The 14,578-nt window shown below is 66.5% G+C and carries 18 protein-coding genes and 1 other RNA gene; 7 read left to right on the top strand and 12 right to left on the bottom strand.

All coding sequences use genetic code 11. From position 1 onward, the window contains the following. The first annotated feature begins 23 nt into the window (after window positions 1-23). Complete coding sequence (locus tag D0Y85_RS16710; protein ID WP_117311314.1) at window positions 24-1,016, top strand: YiiG family protein; 993 nt, start codon at window positions 24-26, stop codon at window positions 1,014-1,016. Window positions 1,017-1,173: 157 nt separating this feature from the next. Further along, window positions 1,174-2,121, top strand: a complete 948-nt coding sequence (locus tag D0Y85_RS16705; protein ID WP_117311313.1) for a YiiG family protein — start codon at window positions 1,174-1,176, stop codon at window positions 2,119-2,121. Window positions 2,122-2,307: 186 nt separating this feature from the next. Here D0Y85_RS16705 and D0Y85_RS16700 read toward each other — a convergent pair whose 3' ends face one another. After that, the gene (locus tag D0Y85_RS16700) at window positions 2,308-3,180 is read right to left on the bottom strand and encodes an ion transporter (RefSeq protein ID WP_117311969.1); all 873 of its coding nucleotides are present in this window, start codon (window positions 3,178-3,180) and stop codon (window positions 2,308-2,310) included. Between the two features lie 63 nt (window positions 3,181-3,243). Between D0Y85_RS16700 and D0Y85_RS16695 the strand changes: the two genes are divergently transcribed. Next, window positions 3,244-4,470: an acetylornithine transaminase gene (locus D0Y85_RS16695; protein WP_025874188.1), complete on the top strand. Its 1,227-nt coding sequence runs from the start codon at window positions 3,244-3,246 to the stop codon at window positions 4,468-4,470. 72 nt (window positions 4,471-4,542) lie between these two features. Here the strand turns inward: D0Y85_RS16695 and D0Y85_RS16690 are convergent, their stop codons facing one another. Then, window positions 4,543-5,145 carry an HAD-IA family hydrolase gene (locus D0Y85_RS16690; RefSeq protein ID WP_117311312.1) on the bottom strand — a complete coding sequence of 201 codons (603 nt, stop codon included), beginning with the start codon at window positions 5,143-5,145 and terminating at the stop codon, window positions 4,543-4,545. 122 nt (window positions 5,146-5,267) lie between these two features. Between D0Y85_RS16690 and azu the strand changes: the two genes are divergently transcribed. Then, on the top strand, window positions 5,268-5,717 hold the full coding sequence (gene azu / locus D0Y85_RS16685) for an azurin (RefSeq protein ID WP_033831930.1): 450 nt from the start codon (window positions 5,268-5,270) through the stop codon (window positions 5,715-5,717). 118 nt (window positions 5,718-5,835) lie between these two features. Here the strand turns inward: azu and hemL are convergent, their stop codons facing one another. Both hemL and thiE read right to left on the bottom strand, forming a co-directional pair. Then, window positions 5,836-7,125 carry a glutamate-1-semialdehyde 2,1-aminomutase gene (hemL, locus tag D0Y85_RS16680; protein ID WP_117311311.1) on the bottom strand — a complete coding sequence of 430 codons (1,290 nt, stop codon included), beginning with the start codon at window positions 7,123-7,125 and terminating at the stop codon, window positions 5,836-5,838. Window positions 7,126-7,140: 15 nt separating this feature from the next. Then, entirely contained in the window at window positions 7,141-7,776 is a 636-nt protein-coding gene (gene thiE / locus D0Y85_RS16675) for a thiamine phosphate synthase (RefSeq protein ID WP_117311310.1), read from the bottom strand. Between the two features lie 34 nt (window positions 7,777-7,810). Between thiE and D0Y85_RS16670 the strand changes: the two genes are divergently transcribed. Beyond that, window positions 7,811-8,035, top strand: coding sequence for a rubredoxin (locus D0Y85_RS16670; protein WP_025874193.1), 225 nt, complete (start codon window positions 7,811-7,813; stop codon window positions 8,033-8,035). Window positions 8,036-8,125: 90 nt separating this feature from the next. Here the strand turns inward: D0Y85_RS16670 and D0Y85_RS16665 are convergent, their stop codons facing one another. The 8 genes from D0Y85_RS16665 to D0Y85_RS16630 form a co-directional block, all read right to left on the bottom strand. Continuing rightward, complete coding sequence (locus tag D0Y85_RS16665) at window positions 8,126-8,971, bottom strand: SirB1 family protein (RefSeq protein WP_117311309.1); 846 nt, start codon at window positions 8,969-8,971, stop codon at window positions 8,126-8,128. A gap of 232 nt (window positions 8,972-9,203) precedes the next feature. Further along, window positions 9,204-9,650: a DUF192 domain-containing protein gene (locus D0Y85_RS16660; protein WP_117311308.1), complete on the bottom strand. Its 447-nt coding sequence runs from the start codon at window positions 9,648-9,650 to the stop codon at window positions 9,204-9,206. A 21-nt stretch (window positions 9,651-9,671) separates the two neighbouring features. After that, window positions 9,672-10,319, bottom strand: a complete 648-nt coding sequence (gene rpiA / locus D0Y85_RS16655; RefSeq protein ID WP_099820806.1) for a ribose-5-phosphate isomerase RpiA — start codon at window positions 10,317-10,319, stop codon at window positions 9,672-9,674. Between the two features lie 24 nt (window positions 10,320-10,343). Further along, window positions 10,344-10,823: an EVE domain-containing protein gene (locus D0Y85_RS16650; protein ID WP_025874197.1), complete on the bottom strand. Its 480-nt coding sequence runs from the start codon at window positions 10,821-10,823 to the stop codon at window positions 10,344-10,346. Next, window positions 10,820-11,413: a 5-formyltetrahydrofolate cyclo-ligase gene (locus tag D0Y85_RS16645; RefSeq protein ID WP_117311307.1), complete on the bottom strand. Its 594-nt coding sequence runs from the start codon at window positions 11,411-11,413 to the stop codon at window positions 10,820-10,822. Before D0Y85_RS16645 ends, D0Y85_RS16650 begins: the two co-directional genes overlap by 4 nt. An 83-nt stretch (window positions 11,414-11,496) precedes the next feature. Beyond that, a non-coding RNA gene (ssrS, locus tag D0Y85_RS16640) (6S RNA) lies at window positions 11,497-11,682 on the bottom strand. Window positions 11,683-11,779: 97 nt separating this feature from the next. Next, window positions 11,780-12,076 (bottom strand): cell division protein ZapA, encoded by a 297-nt coding sequence (locus D0Y85_RS16635; protein ID WP_025874199.1) that lies wholly within the window; start codon window positions 12,074-12,076, stop codon window positions 11,780-11,782. Continuing rightward, entirely contained in the window at window positions 12,073-12,294 is a 222-nt protein-coding gene (locus D0Y85_RS16630) for a TIGR02449 family protein (RefSeq protein WP_049469000.1), read from the bottom strand. The genes D0Y85_RS16635 and D0Y85_RS16630 overlap by 4 nt, the downstream gene beginning before the upstream one ends. A 150-nt stretch (window positions 12,295-12,444) precedes the next feature. Here D0Y85_RS16630 and D0Y85_RS16625 point away from each other — a divergent pair, with 150 nt between their 5' ends. Beyond that, on the top strand, window positions 12,445-12,993 hold the full coding sequence (locus tag D0Y85_RS16625) for a YecA family protein (RefSeq protein WP_117311306.1): 549 nt from the start codon (window positions 12,445-12,447) through the stop codon (window positions 12,991-12,993). Next, window positions 12,993-14,321, top strand: a complete 1,329-nt coding sequence (locus tag D0Y85_RS16620; RefSeq protein ID WP_162887691.1) for an aminopeptidase P N-terminal domain-containing protein — start codon at window positions 12,993-12,995, stop codon at window positions 14,319-14,321. The genes D0Y85_RS16625 and D0Y85_RS16620 overlap by 1 nt, the downstream gene beginning before the upstream one ends. Window positions 14,322-14,578: the final 257 nt, after the last annotated feature.

Below are 14,578 nucleotides of genomic sequence, written 5' to 3'. Positions count from 1 at the left end.
GTTTTCAACAGGGATGTGAGCCCATGTCACGTACTCTTTCCATCGCGGCGCTGGCCGCTTCGCTGTCGCTTCTTCTGGCTGCCTGTGGTGGCAAGGCGCCCGCAACCGCAGCCGACGCGGGTTCCGCCGGCAAGCCGGAGGCCAGCACGGCGCCGGCCGACGCCCAACAGCAGTTGACCGCAAAGCTCAACGCCTACATTGGCTGCTTCAACGCGCTTGATTCGAAAACGCACGGCAGCATCCAGTCCTACACGCGCTGGATCAAGGACGTGGATGCCGGCCCGAGCGGGCGCGAGACGAACGTGTACGGACCGTTCGAGATCGGCGATTACGACATGAAGCAATGCGACGCCCCCGTGACCGAGGCGATCGCTGCCAAGCCGGCGCTTGCCGATCTTGATGCCGCTGCCGGCCACTACCAGCAGGCGCTGAAGGCGCTGGTGCCGATCAGCAAGGAAGCCCACGACTACTACGAGCGTCAGGACTTCGAAGACGACAAGTTTGCCAAGGGCAAGCAGCTGCACGCGCCGTTGATGACCGCCTTCAAGGATTTCGTGGTTGCCAGTGAAACATTCAACACCGAACTGGAGCGCCAGAACGACGCTGCCCAGCGCGAACAGCTCAAGGCGCTGGAGCAGGCCGAAGGACGCACCCGCGAGTACTACCGACTGGCGATGATGCTGGAAGCGAAAGCGATCATGGAGATGATGGGCGAGGACGACTTCGACGTGACCCGGGCACAGGAGCGGCTGGACGCCTTCAACCGCATTTCCGACGAAGCGCATGCCAAAGTGGCCGATCAGGAGCCGGGCAAGCTGGACTGGAACAGCTTCGAACGCGAGGCCGAGAACTTCCGCCGCGAAGGCAAGGAGCGCCTGCAGCGCGTCAGCGCGAACACGCCCTACACCGACTTCGAACGACGCATGCTTGATTCGCCCTCGATGGCGCCGAGCGGCTCGGCCGGGCGACTGCTGCACATCTACAACGCACTGGTGTTCCAGAGCAACCGCCAGTAATCCGGCGCACTGCCCCCACTTCTGTCGCATTCGAGCAGGCTGATTGCGACGTGAAGGATGGGGTGTCCCGTCGTCTCGATGGCATCGGCGTCCGCGTATGCGGGCTGTTCCACCGCGCGCGAGAATGTGCGCCGTCTCATTTCTGCAAGGAACCGGTTTGAATTCTTCCGCGCGTGTACTTTCTCTGCTTATGCTCGGCGCTGCCGCCGCCCTCTCTGGTTGCAACGGATCGACAGGACTGCCGGTGGCCGATCCGGGCCTGCAGAAGATCAACGCCTACATCGAGTGCTACAACGGCGTCGAACAGCCCATCCACGAGGGCTTCCAGACCTATACCGGCTGGATCAAGGATCCCGAAGCGGGGCCGACGGGCAAGGAAGCGCAGCCGCGCTCGCCGGGCAAGGTGCTGTCGCATCGTGTCGAGTACTGCGGCCAACCGCTGACCGATGCATTGGCCCGGACGCCGGCCACGCCGCTGGATGAGCCGGTGCGGCAGTACCAGACGGCCTTCCAGTCGTTGTATGCGCTGATCGAACGCGCTGATGGCTATTTCACCCGTGAGGACTATCGGCGCGACAACGGCGAAGGCATGCGCGCGCAGCATGCGCCGCTGATGCAGGCCTACGCTGACTTCTTCAAGGCCAGCGAGGCCCTGGACGCAGCGCTGGAGAAGAACGAGGAGCAACGCCGTGCCGCGCAGCTCAAGCAGATCGAAGCGGACGAAGGTCGTTCACTGGCGTACTACCACCTGCGCATCATCGGTGACGGCAAGCGCCTGGCACTGTCGCTGCAGGGAGAGGCGCCGGACCTGCAGGTGGCACGCACGCAGCTGGCCGACTACCAAGCACTGGTGAAGGAAATGCAGGATGCAGGCGTGGGCAAGGACAACCCGCTGTGGGCACATGTACAGCGGTCGACGGACGTGCTGATCCGGGATGCCGGGCGCCGCGTCGAGCGCCTTGCATCAGGCAAGGCATTCACCGAACGTGAGCGCGAGGAAGAACGGACATCCAGTGGCCGTGTCGGATCGGCGCCTGCGGGCTCGGAGGCTGCAGTGATGGCCGCCTACAACGATCTGGTGACCACCAGCAATCGCATGAATTGAGCCAGTGGGTCGACTGAGATGGATGGATGCGGGATGCCGCATTCGTCCATCGGGCGGATCTGCTGTGTGCCTTTGGTGGGTGCGGACCTTGGTTCGCACCGCGATGGCTTCGGTGGGGTTCATCCACGCATGGCGTGGATCTACTGCGCTGGCTTTGGTGGGGCCGGCCGTCGGCCGTGCTCACAGTCAGTGGCTGAACGTATCCGGCAGCGGTCCGCCACACTTGCGGCAGTGCCGTGCATCCGGCTCGTGGCCTTCCAGCCCGCAGTGCGGGCAGCCGCGTGCATCGCGGCGCGCGGCCAGTTCGGCATCACGCATGGTGCTGGCCAGTTCGGCGGTGTAGATGCCGGTGGGTACGGCGATGATGCTGTAACCGATCAGGATCAGCACCGAGGTGACGAAGCGGCCGAGCACGGTCTGCGGCACGATGTCGCCGAAGCCGACCGTGGCCATCGTCACCACCGCCCAGTACATGCTGCTGGGAATGCTGGTGAAGCCATGGTTCGGTCCCTCGATCACGTACATCAGCGTGCCGGCGATGATGGTGATGGTGACCACCGTGAACAGGAACAGCAGGATCTTGCGCCGGCTGCGCCACAGCGACTGCATCAGCACGCCGCTTTCTTCGATGTAGCGGGTCAGCTTGAGGATGCGGAACACGCGCAGGATGCGCAGTGCGCGCACCACCAGCAGGCTCTGTGCGCCGGGAATGAACAGCGACAGGTAGGTCGGCAGGATCGAGGCCAGGTCGATGATGCCCCAGATGCTCACCGCATAGCGCAGCGGGCGCTTGACCACCACCAGCCGCAGCACGTACTCGGCGGTGAACAGCACGGTGAAGCCCCATTCCAGCACGTACAGCCAGTCGGCATAGGCGATGTGGAAGCGCTGCACGCTGTCAAACATCACCACCAGCACGCTGGCGATGATCGCGTACACCAGCAGCAGGTCGAAATTGCGCGAGGGCCGGCTGTCGTGGCGGTAGATGATGTCGAACCACCGGCGGCGCCAGCCGGTCTCGGTGGCGGGGTTCAGCTGAGGGGCGGAAAACGGTCGCATGCGTGCATTGTGCCGCACGGGTTCCAGCGCGAGAATGGGCATTCCTGAACCCTGCTGACCGCCATGACCGCCGCTACCGATCCGCTGATCTCCCTGTCGCACTACTACCTGCCGGTGTACAAGCCCCGCCAGGTGGTGCTGGAGCGAGGCCAGGGTGCCCGCGTGTGGGACAGCCAGGGCCGTGAGTTCATCGACCTGGCCGCGGGCATCGCCGTGTGCGGCCTGGGCCACAACGACCCGGACCTGGTCGCCGCGCTGGTCGAACAGGCCGGCAAGCTGTGGCACACCAGCAACGTGTTCTACAGCGCGCCGCCGCTGCACCTGGCCGAGGAACTGGTGAAGGCCAGCCGCTTCGCCGAGCGCGTGTTCCTGTGCAACTCCGGCGCCGAAGCCAACGAAGTGGCGATCAAGATGGTCCGCAAGTGGGCCTCCAGCCAGGGCCGCCCGGCCGACAAGCGCGTGATCATCACCTTCCGCGGCAGCTTCCACGGCCGCACCATGGGCGCGGTGACCGCTACCGCCCAGCCGAAGTACCAAGAAGGCTACGAGCCGCTGCCGGGGGGCTTCCGCTACATCGACTTCAACGATGAAGTGCAGCTGGAAACGGCCATGGCCGCCGGCGACGTGGCGGCGGTGATGCTGGAGCCGATCCAGGGCGAGGGCGGGGTGATGCCGGCCAAGTCCGGGTTCCTCAAGCGCGTGCGCGAACTGTGCGACCAGCACAACGCACTGCTGGTGCTGGACGAGATCCAGGCCGGCATGGGCCGTACCGGTACCCTGTTCGCGCATTGGCAGGATGACGTGGTGCCGGACATGGTGACCCTGGCCAAGGCGCTGGGTGGTGGTTTCCCGATCGGCGCGATGCTGGCCGGCCCGAAGGTGGCCGAGACCATGCAGTTCGGTGCCCACGGCACCACCTTCGGCGGCAATCCGCTGGCCGCGGCCGTCGCCCGCGTGGCGCTGCGCAAGCTGGCCTCGGCCGAGATCGCGGCCAATGTCAGCCGCCAGTCGAAGGCGCTGCGCGATGGCTTTGCCCGCATCAACGATGAGTTCAAGGTGTTCAGCGAGGTGCGCGGTCGCGGCCTGATGCTGGGTGCGGTGCTGAGCAAGGCGTTCGCCGGCCAGGCCGGTGCCATCCTCGACCACGCTGCGGAGCAGGGCCTGTTGACCCTGCAGGCCGGCCCGGACGTGCTGCGCTTCGTGCCGTCGCTGAACATCACTGACGAAGAAGTGGCGGAAGGCCTGAAGCGCCTGCGCGCGGCGATTGCCGCGTTCGTCGCCGCGCGCTGATCATTGACCAAGGTAGCGCCGGGCCATGCCCGGCGTTGCTTTTCCGCTGCGCTCGTCGGGCATGGTCCGGCGCTACCGCACCCCGTAGCGCCTCAGCACCTTCCCCAGTCCGCGTCCGTCCTGCACGGTTTCCGCGTGCAGGCCGGCTGCGCGCGCACCGCGCACGTTGACGAACAGGTCATCGACGAACAGCGTGTGCGCCGGTGCCACCTCGAGGGCTGCGAGCGTGCGCAGGAACACCTCCGGCGCCGGCTTGCGCAGGCCGAAGTCCGCGCTGCAGAACACCCGGCCGTGCAGCTTGGGAAACAGCTCCGGCAGCAGCGTCGGCAGCGCCTGCGTCATCAAGGCACCATTGTTGGTCAGCACCGCCATCGGCACCAGCAGGGCATGCAGCCGTTGCAGCACGGCGTGTTGCGGGTGGCTGGCCGCGTGCCGGGCGGCGATCCAGGTGTGCAGCGTTACCGTTGTGCCGAGCCGTTCGCCCAGCTGGGCCAGATAGCGCGCGCCATCCAGCGTGCCGCTGTCGTGTGCCACTTCGAGCCCGCTGTCGTACAGCGCGGCCTGCACGTGCGCGGTCGGCACGTCCAGCGCCTGCGCCAGATGCAGCACGCGCTGTGCGCGCTGGTAGTGCAGCAGCACGCCATCAACATCGAGCAGGAGAAGATCGATCCGCATCGGTCGAGCATGCCATTGCCGTATCCCCGCGCAAACCCTGGACCACCCCTGCGACACACGGTCGCAGCCGGGTGCCCAGGTGTCTGCCTAGAATGACCACCGAACCTGCAGGAGACGCGACGATGAAGGCTTGGATGGTAGCGGTGGGGCTGGGTGCGCTGATGCTGGCGCCATCGGCGATGGCGCGCGTATGTGCGGTGAGCATCGACAGCACCGACCAGATGAGCTTCAGCAGTCGGGAGATCAAGGTGGCTGCCGATTGCAGCGAAATCGACCTGACCCTGCGCCACACCGGCCGGCTGGCCGCCACCGCGATGGGCCACAACTGGGTGCTGACCCGCACCGCCGACTACCAGCCGGTGGCGATGGCAGGTATGCGCATGACCCTCGCCGACAGCTACCTGCCGAAGGCCGACAAGCGCGTGCTGGCCCACACCAAGGTGATCGGTGGTGGCGAGACCGCCCGCGTGCGTTTTTCCACGAAGGGCATGCAGAAGGGCGGCGATTACACCTTCTTCTGCTCGTTCCCCGGCCACTTCGCGATGATGAAGGGCAAGTTCGTCTTCGGTTGAGTGCGCAGCAGCCACGCATGGCGTGACTCTACTCCAGAGACGCAGCTCAGTAGATCCACGCCATGCGTGGATGAGGGCAGGCAGTGCCGACCAAGGTCGGCACCTACCAGGCCGGGGTTCAGCCCTTGGCCGCCTTGAACGCCACGCGTGCCGCTGCCAGCGTGGCCTCGATCACGTCATCGTCGTGTGCGCTGGACAGGAAGCCGGCCTCGTACGCCGACGGTGCGAGGAACACGCCCTGGTCCAGCATCGCGTGGAAGAAGCGGTTGAACGCCGGGATGTCGCAGGCAGTGGCCTGGGCGTAGGTCTCCACCTTCTCAGCGGTGAAGAACAGCCCGAACATCGCGCCCACCTGGGTGGTGGTCACCGCAACGCCCGCGTCGGCGGCGGCGGCTTCCAGGCCCGCGCACAGGCGCGCGGCGCGCGCGCTCAGATCGTCGTGGAAACCCGGCTGCTGGATCAGCTCCAGCATGGCCAGGCCGGCGGCCATCGCCACCGGGTTGCCGCTGAGCGTGCCGGCCTGGTAGATCGGGCCAGCGGGCGCGATCTGCTGCATCAGTTCGCGGCGGCCGCCGTAGGCGCCCACCGGCATGCCACCACCGATGATCTTGCCGAAGGTGGTCAGGTCCGGGCGGATACCGTAGTGCGCCTGCGCACCGCCAAGGGCAACGCGGAAACCGGTCATCACTTCGTCGAAGATCAGCAGCGTGCCGTGCTGGGTGCACAGGTCGCGCAGGTGCTGCAGGTAGCCTTCGCGGGGCGGAATGCAGTTGGCGTTGCCCACCACCGGCTCGATGATCAGGCCGGCGATCTCGCTGCCGCGTGCCTCGAACAGCGCGGTGGCTGCCTCGAAGTCGTTGTAGGGCAGGGTCAGGGTCAGTTCGCTCAGGCCGGCCGGCACGCCGGGCGAGGTCGGCACGCCCAGGGTCAGCATGCCGCTGCCGGCCTTGACCAGGAACGAGTCGCCGTGGCCGTGGTAGCAGCCTTCGAACTTGACGATGCAGCTGCGGCCGGTGGCACCGCGCGCCAGGCGGATCGCCGACAGGGTGGCTTCGGTACCGGAGTTGACCATGCGCACCATCTCGCACGACGGCACCAGCCGGGTGATGGTCTCGGCCATGGTCACTTCCGCTGCGCACGGCGCACCGAAGGACAGGCCGTTGTCGATCGCCTTTTTCACCGCCTGGCGTACGGCGGTGTGGTTGTGGCCGACGATCATCGGGCCCCACGAACCCACGTAGTCGACGTAGCGGTTGCCGTCGACGTCGTACAGGTAGGCGCCGTCAGCGCGCTCGACGAAGAAGGGTTCGCCGCCGACCGACTTGAACGCGCGCACCGGTGAGTTGACGCCGCCAGGCAGCAATTGCTGGGCGCGGGAGAACAGGGCGTGGGACTGGTCGTGGTTCATGGGGCTTCCTGGGGGTTACTGCTGCGTATCGAATCGGGCGAGGTAGGCGCGCTGGGTCGCGACCGGGTCCTGCGCGGCGTAGATGCCGCTGACCACGGCCAGCAGGTCGGCGCCGGCATCGATGATGGGACCGACATTGTCCGGGCTCAGGCCACCAATCGCCACCCGCGGCACGCCCAGTGCGGCGCTTTGCCGCAGCAGGTCGGGGTGGGCGCGGCTGCTGGTGACCTTGGTGGTGGTGGGGAAGAACGCGCCGAAGGCCACGTAGCTGGCGCCGGCCGCCACGGCACGCTCGGCGTTGGCCAGCTGGTCGTAGCAGGAGGCACCGATGATGGCGCCCGGGCCGAGCAGGCTGCGTGCGGCGCCGATATCGCCGTCGGTGCCGCCCAGGTGCACGCCCGCCGCGCCGATGGCCTGGGCAAGCGCCGGGTCGTCGTTGACGATCAGCGGCACGCCGTGGGCGGCGCACAAGGCCTGCAGCGCCGTGGCCTGTTCCCGCCGCAGGGCGTCGCTGGCGGTCTTGTTGCGGTACTGCAGCCAGGTGGCGCCGGCGGCAAGCAGCGGCGCGGTGCGCGCCAGCAGGCGGGCGGTATCGGGTTCATCCGGGGTGATCAGGTAGACGCCGCGGGGCGCCGGGGAAGCAGAAGTCATCGATGGCTACCGGTGAGTGGACCGCGATGGGACAATGGCGGCCCGTGAATCCAGCCCTGATTATCCGATGAGCGAAGCCACCCCCACCACCCTGCGTACCTGGATGTGCGTGGTCTGCGGATTCCTTTACCGCGAAGCGGATGGGCTGCCGGAAGAGGGCATCGCCCCGGGCACGCGCTGGGAAGACATTCCCGAGACCTGGACCTGCCCGGATTGCGGTGTGACCAAGGACGATTTCGAGATGGTCGAGATCGATTGATCGCAATCGCCGCCGGGCATGGCCCGGCGCTACCGGTGGGGCGGATCGTTGGCGGTGGGTGCGGACCGTTGGTCCGCACACCGGACAACCTCAATGCAGCCGCGGTACCGGTCCGCCCAGGTCGATCAGCTTCTCGCGCAGCCATTGCGCGTCGCTGGCCTCGGGGTTGCGCTTGAGGTACAGGCCCAGGTCGTTGCGCGCGCCGGCCAGGTAGTCCAGCTGCAGGTAGGCCAGGCCGCGATCGCGCAGGGCATCGTCCTGTTCGGGGGCAAGCTTGAGCAGGCGGTCGGCACTGCGCGCGGCACGATCCCACTCGCTGGCCTCGGCATAGACCCCATGCAGGTTGCGCAGCATGCGGATCAGGATCGCGCGGCTCGGTGCAGGATCGAGGATCTGCGCCAGCACCTGGTCGTCAGGCATCTGACCGCCCAGGTGCGATCTGGCGCGTTCGCGCAGTTCGTCCACGTCCAGCGGCCGGCCACCATTGAACGGGTCCATCACCAGCACGCCATCGTCAACCGGCAGGCGCACCAGGAAATGCCCGGGGAATGACACGCCGTCCAACGGAATGCCCAGCCGTCGCGCCACCTCCATCTGCACCAGTGCCAGCGAGATCGGATTGCCCAGACGGCGCTCGAAGACCTGGTTGAGGTAGCTGTTGCGCGGGTCGTAGTACTCCTGGTGGTCGCCGCTGTAGCCCAGCTCATCGAACAGATGCCGGTTGATGGCCGCCATCTTCAGCGGGCTGTGCTCGATGCTGTCCACCTCGGCGCGCAGGTGCTCGACGTGGCTCTGCACCAGCGCATCGTAGGTCGACGGCTGCAGATCGGGATATTCATCGCGCGCGATCAGCAACGCGGTCGGCAGCAGCGGCAGCGCCTCGTCGTCGAAGTCGGCCAGTGCATCCCAGTCGGGGAGTGTGATCCGGTCCTGCATGTCCACAGACTGGCGGCAATCGCAGGCGGTTTCAAGCAGTGCGGCGTGAATTCGTCACGTCGCCGTCCTTCCATCCACGCATGGCGTGGATCTACCGTGTCGACCAAGGTCGACACCCACCAACAGCGGCAGGAAGCTGTCAGAGGTGGACCCACCGCGCCATCCCACGGATAGCCCGCTTTTGACGTTGATGTTGATTCGGCGGGTGCCGGGCACTGCCCGGCCGCATCGTTTATTTTTCGATGCCCGGGCCGAAGATCAGCTCGGTGCCATCCTTCAGCTTGAGCTTCTCCGCCTGGCCGGCATTGAGTTCCAGCACGAAGCGTGCCGGGCCACCGCTGGGGTAGGGCGGACACACGTCGCCGGCCGAGCACGGTGGCACGTCGCGCTGCTGGCTCACCAGCCGCCGCTCGCTGTCGAAGTACAGGATATCCAGCGCGATCTTGGTGTTCTTCATCCAGTACGCCTGCATTTCCTCGCGGTCGTGCACGAACAGCATGCCGTGGTCCTCGGCCATCTGGTCGCGGAACATCAACCCGCGCGCACGGGTTTCATCGTTGGTGGCCAGTTCAACGTCATAGCGTGCGCCGCCCAGTTCCACCCAGTGGCGGGCAGCATCGGTGGCGCAGCCGGTCAGGGCCAGCAGCGGGAGCATCAGCAGTGAGCGCAGCAACGACATCGTCAGGGTCCTTGGAAAGGGTCAGAGCACGATCGGCGGCTCGCCGCCGACGATCACCACATCGGCACGGCGGCGTGCGAACAGGCCGACGCAGACCACGCCCGGCAGCTGGTTGAGCTCACGCTCGAGCTTTTCCGGATCGGTGATCTGCAGGTTGTGGATGTCCAGGATCTGGTTGCCGTTGTCGGTCACCACGCCCTCGCGCCAGGTCGGCTGGCCGCCGGTCATGTCGCGGATCTGGCGGGCAACCAGGCTGCGTGCCATCGGGATCACTTCCACCGGCAGCGGGAACCTGCCCAGCACGGGCACCTGCTTGCTCGGGTCGACGATGCAGACGAAGCGCTCGCTGGCCTCGGCGATGATCTTCTCGCGGGTCAGCGCAGCGCCGCCGCCCTTGATCAGGCACTTGTTGGCATCGCACTCGTCGGCGCCATCCACGTACAGCGACAGGGTGCCGGTGTGGTTCAGCTCGATCACCTCGATTCCATGCTGCTTCAGGCGCGCGGTGCTCTGTTCGGAACTGGACACCGCACCCTTGATGCGATGCTGGATGCGGGCCAGCGCATCGATGAAATAGGCGACGGTGGAACCGGTGCCGACACCGACGATCATGCCGTCTTCGACGTACTCGATGGCCTTTTCGGCGGCCAGGCGCTTGGCTTCAGACATTGCAGAGAGCTCTCAGGCAGGGAATCAGGATTTCTTTTCCAGCGACAGCAGCAGCTTCCACTGCGCAGCGGTCACCGGGAACACCGACAGGCGGTTGCCCTTGGCAACCAGCGGGAAGCCTTCGCCGAGTTCCTCGGCATGCAGCTTGATCTCGTCCAGCGCGATCACCTGCTTCAGCTTGCGGTCGAAGGCCACGTCCACCAGCATCCAGCGCGGGTTCTCGCGCGTGCTCTTGGGGTCGTGGTAGTCGGATTTCGGGTCGAACTGGGTGTCGTCCGGGTAGGCCGCGCTGGCCACCGTGGCCAGGCCGACGATGCCGGGCACCTTGGTATTGGAGTGGTAGAACAGGATGCCGTCACCGACCTGCATGCCATCGCGCATGAAATTGCGCGCCTGGTAGTTGCGCACGCCGTTCCAGGGTTCAACCTTGACCTTGGCCAGGTCGTCGATGGAAAAGGCGTCCGGTTCGGACTTCATCAGCCAGTAGCGCTTGCGGGCGGTCATGCGTTCACGGGGGCAGCGGAAGGGAGCAGGGTGCCGGCTTCAGTGCAGATCGCATCCACCGGCACGTCCCAGGACGCCACCGGCAAGGACTCGACCTGCTGCACCGAGAATGCCGCGCCGACCAGCCAGGGTGGCGCCGGCCGATCATGGCGGAAGGCGAAGCTGCGATCATACCAGCCACCTCCCATGCCCAGCCGCCGGCACCGTGCGTCGAAGCCCACCAGCGGCGTCACCACCAGGGCCATCTGCGCCGGTTCCAGTGTGTCTTCGAGGGCGATGTCCGGCTCGGGAATGCCGTAGCGGTTGCTGGTCAACGGTTGGCCGGGGCGCCAGGGCGCGAAGCGCAGCACGTCGCCGCACAGTACCGGCAGGCAATAGGTCAATCGATCAGGCAGCTGCAGTTGCCAGCGATGCAGGGCGATTTCGCCATCCAGCGCCCAGTAGCCGGCCACGGCCCCTTCGCGCGGGGCGAACGGCAGTGCCAGCAGCGCATCGGCCAGCGATTCGGCAGCGGCGATACGGGCGGGGGCTGAAAGGTCGCGGCGGCGTTGCCGCAGGTCGTGGCGCAGGGCCTGTCGCGGGTCGGTCATGGCAGCATGCGGCAAGGATCAGCCGTCATTGTGCCGGAAAGAACAAGGGCGACGCCCGAAGACGCCGCCCTTGCTGGAATATTGCATTCTCCGCAATGTCGATGCATGCGAAACGACCTTGAACCCGGGGGCTCAAGTGGGAACGCTGGAGAACCATCGGGCTTCCCGCTGCAAGGCGGACCTGCACTCCCGGCGCTGTCGCGCTCCCGGTGTCGTTCTTAAGGGACAAGGCGAATGTTTGCACATGCCGTCGAGTACCGCAGAGAACGCGTGGCCATTATAGCTACCGCGCGTGATCTGGATAGGCCGTTCGTCGGCAACAGTGCGTGCCAATTCAGAAAAGAGAAGGCGCATTCCGCGCCTATCTCACGTGCTGCTGTCGATCGCGCGGTCCAGGCGCCGGTTCAGGTCGGCCAGGGTCTGTTGCAGGGCGACCGCTTGGCGGGCGTTCTCGTCGCGCAGCAGCTGCAGTTCGTGTGCCAGGTTGAGCGCGGCCAGCACCGCGATGCGGTCCACTGCGGCCATCCGGTTGCTGCCGCGGATCTCGCGCATGCGCGCATCCAGCAGGCGGGCGGCCGCCATCAGGCTGTCGCGTTCATCGCCACCGACGCCGACCGTGTATTCACGGTCGAGGATACGGACGCTGACCGGTTCGGCACTCATGTGTGCTGCTCCAGGGATTTGAGCCGGGTGATCATCGCTTCCACCCGCGAACGCGCCTGCTCGTTCTTGGCCAGCAGCGTCGAGCGCTCGGCCACCAGCTGCTCCTGCTGGTGGCGCAGGCTGCGGTTCTCCTCGGCCAGCCGCAGGTTGCGGTCGAGCAATGCCTCCACACGGGCGGCGAAGGCCTGCAGCTGGGCAAGGGGATCGGCGGGTTCCATGCCCGCACGATAGGCAAGCCGGGTCAGGCCGGTCAAGCACTGTCGCAGCAGGCCCCGGCGGCCACGGAGAGCAGGCGGACACATTGCTACACTACCCGGCTCACGGGCGCGCGCGCGCTCTGCCGTTTTCCCTTCCGAACGAGCCGCACGATGACCGAACTTCCCTCCGTCGACGACGTTACCCGCGCCAGCCAGGAACTGGGCCTGGGCGCCACTGCTGCCGAGCTGCATGGCGGGCTGTGCGGCTGGCTGGCCGCTGGCGGTGCCCCCGGCAATGACTGGCCGGCGCGCGTGCTGGCCGACGACAATCTGCCGCAGGCAGCTGCCGACAGTGTGCTGGCGCAGTTGCTGGAGGCCACCATCAAGCAGCTGGAAGACCGGGACTTCGCCTTCGAGCTGCTGTTGACCGACAGCAGCGACGTGGCCGCGCAGGCGGACGCCATGTTCAGCTGGACCCGTTCCTTCCTGGGCGGCTTCGGCCTGGGCAGTGGCGGCCACCGGCCGGCCCTGTCCGAAGAAGGCGAGGAGGCGCTGAACGACCTGGCCAGCCTGGCCCGCGCCTCGAGCGAGGATTTCGAAGCCGGTGGTGATGACGACGACGAAGCCCTGTCGGAGATCGAAGAATTCATCCGCGTGGCGGTGCTGCTGCTGCACGGTGACGTGGTGCTGGCCGCGCGCCACCGGCAGCGCCTGAACTGATGGACATCAAGCAGCGCACCGGCATCGCTGCCGGCGAGTACAAGCGTCGTCGCCGGCAGTTGATGGACATGGCGGGCGAAGACGCGATCCTGGTGCTGCCGGCGGCATCTGAGAAGGTGCGCAGCCTCGATACCCATTATCCGTACCGGCAGGATTCGGATTTCCAGTACCTGAGCGGCTTCCCGGAGCCGGAAGCGGTGCTGGTGCTGATCCCCGGCCGCCGCCACGGCGAAGCGATCCTGTTCTGCCGCGAGCGCGATCCCGAACGCGAAGCCTGGGATGGCGCTCGCGCCGGCCAGGAAGGCGCCGTGGCGCAGTTCGCGATGGACGATGCCTACCCGATCACCGACCTGGACGACATCCTGCCGGGGCTGCTGGAAGGGCGTTCGCGGGTGTACTACCACTTCGGCCGCGATGCGGATTTCGACCTGAAGTTGATCGGCTGGGTGAACCGCGTACGTTCGCAGGTGCGTCATGGTGCGCAGCCGCCGCATGAGTTCCTGGAACTGGGCCATCTGCTGCACGAGCAGCGGTTGTTCAAGTCCGGTGCCGAGGTGGCGTTGATGCAGCGCGCGGCCGACATCAGTGTGCTGGCGCATCGCGCGGCCATGCAGCGTGCGAAGGCGGGCATCCACGAGTACGAACTGCAGGCCGAGCTGGAGCGGGTGTTCCGTGCCAACGACGCGGTGCCTGCCTACTGCAGCATCGTTGGTGCCGGCCGCAACGCCTGCATCCTGCATTACCGCGACAACAGCGCACGCTCGCGCGACGGTGAACTGGTGTTGATCGATGCCGGCGCCGAGTACCGCGGCTACGCCAGTGACATCACCCGTACCTTCCCGGTCAATGGTCGTTTCAGCGCCGAGCAGCGCGCGCTGCATGATCTGGTGGGTGCCGCGCAGGCGGCGGCGCTTGCCCAGGCCAAACCGGGCGTGGCGTACGAAATGGGCCATCTGGCGGCGGTGCAGACCCTGACCGAGGGGTTGCTGCAGCTGGGCCTGTTGAAGGGCACGCTGGAAAAGAATCTCACCGAAGGCTTGTACCAGCGCTTCTACCGGCACAAGACCGGGCACTGGATCGGGCTGGATGTGCACGACGTAGGCGACTACCGCCTGGCCGGCGATTCGCGCCTGCTGGAGCCGGGCATGGCCTTCACCATCGAGCCGGGGCTGTACATCGGCGTGGACGACACGACGGTGGAACCGCGTTGGCGCGGCATCGGCATCCGTACCGAAGATGACGTGCTGATCACCGACGACGGGCATCGGGTGTTGACCGAAGGCCTGGAACGCGGCGCCGACGAGATCGAAGCGTTGATGGCGGGATAAGGGTGTTTCTGCAGGGCTTGCAGCCCTGCACCCGCTACAAGCCAGAGCAACGGCAACAGCAACAGCAACAGCAACAGCAACAGCGGCATTCCGTGGGATGGCGGGGTACTGTGGGTTTGCGGGGCCGCCGAAAGTACGTCCCTGTAGGCTTGGTCGCCGCATCCATGCGGCTCACACCCCGCAAACCCACAGTACCCCGCCTTCGACAGGTTCCCGCGGCTGTTGGTAACGGCGGTTGTCGGCACGCGCGACTATTG

It is taken from the genome of Stenotrophomonas sp. G4, assembly GCF_003428825.1.
Taxonomy (GTDB): Bacteria; Pseudomonadota; Gammaproteobacteria; order Xanthomonadales; family Xanthomonadaceae; genus Stenotrophomonas; species Stenotrophomonas indicatrix.
Note: the sequence above shows the minus strand (reverse complement) of the source record. Positions and strands in the feature narration are given on the sequence as shown.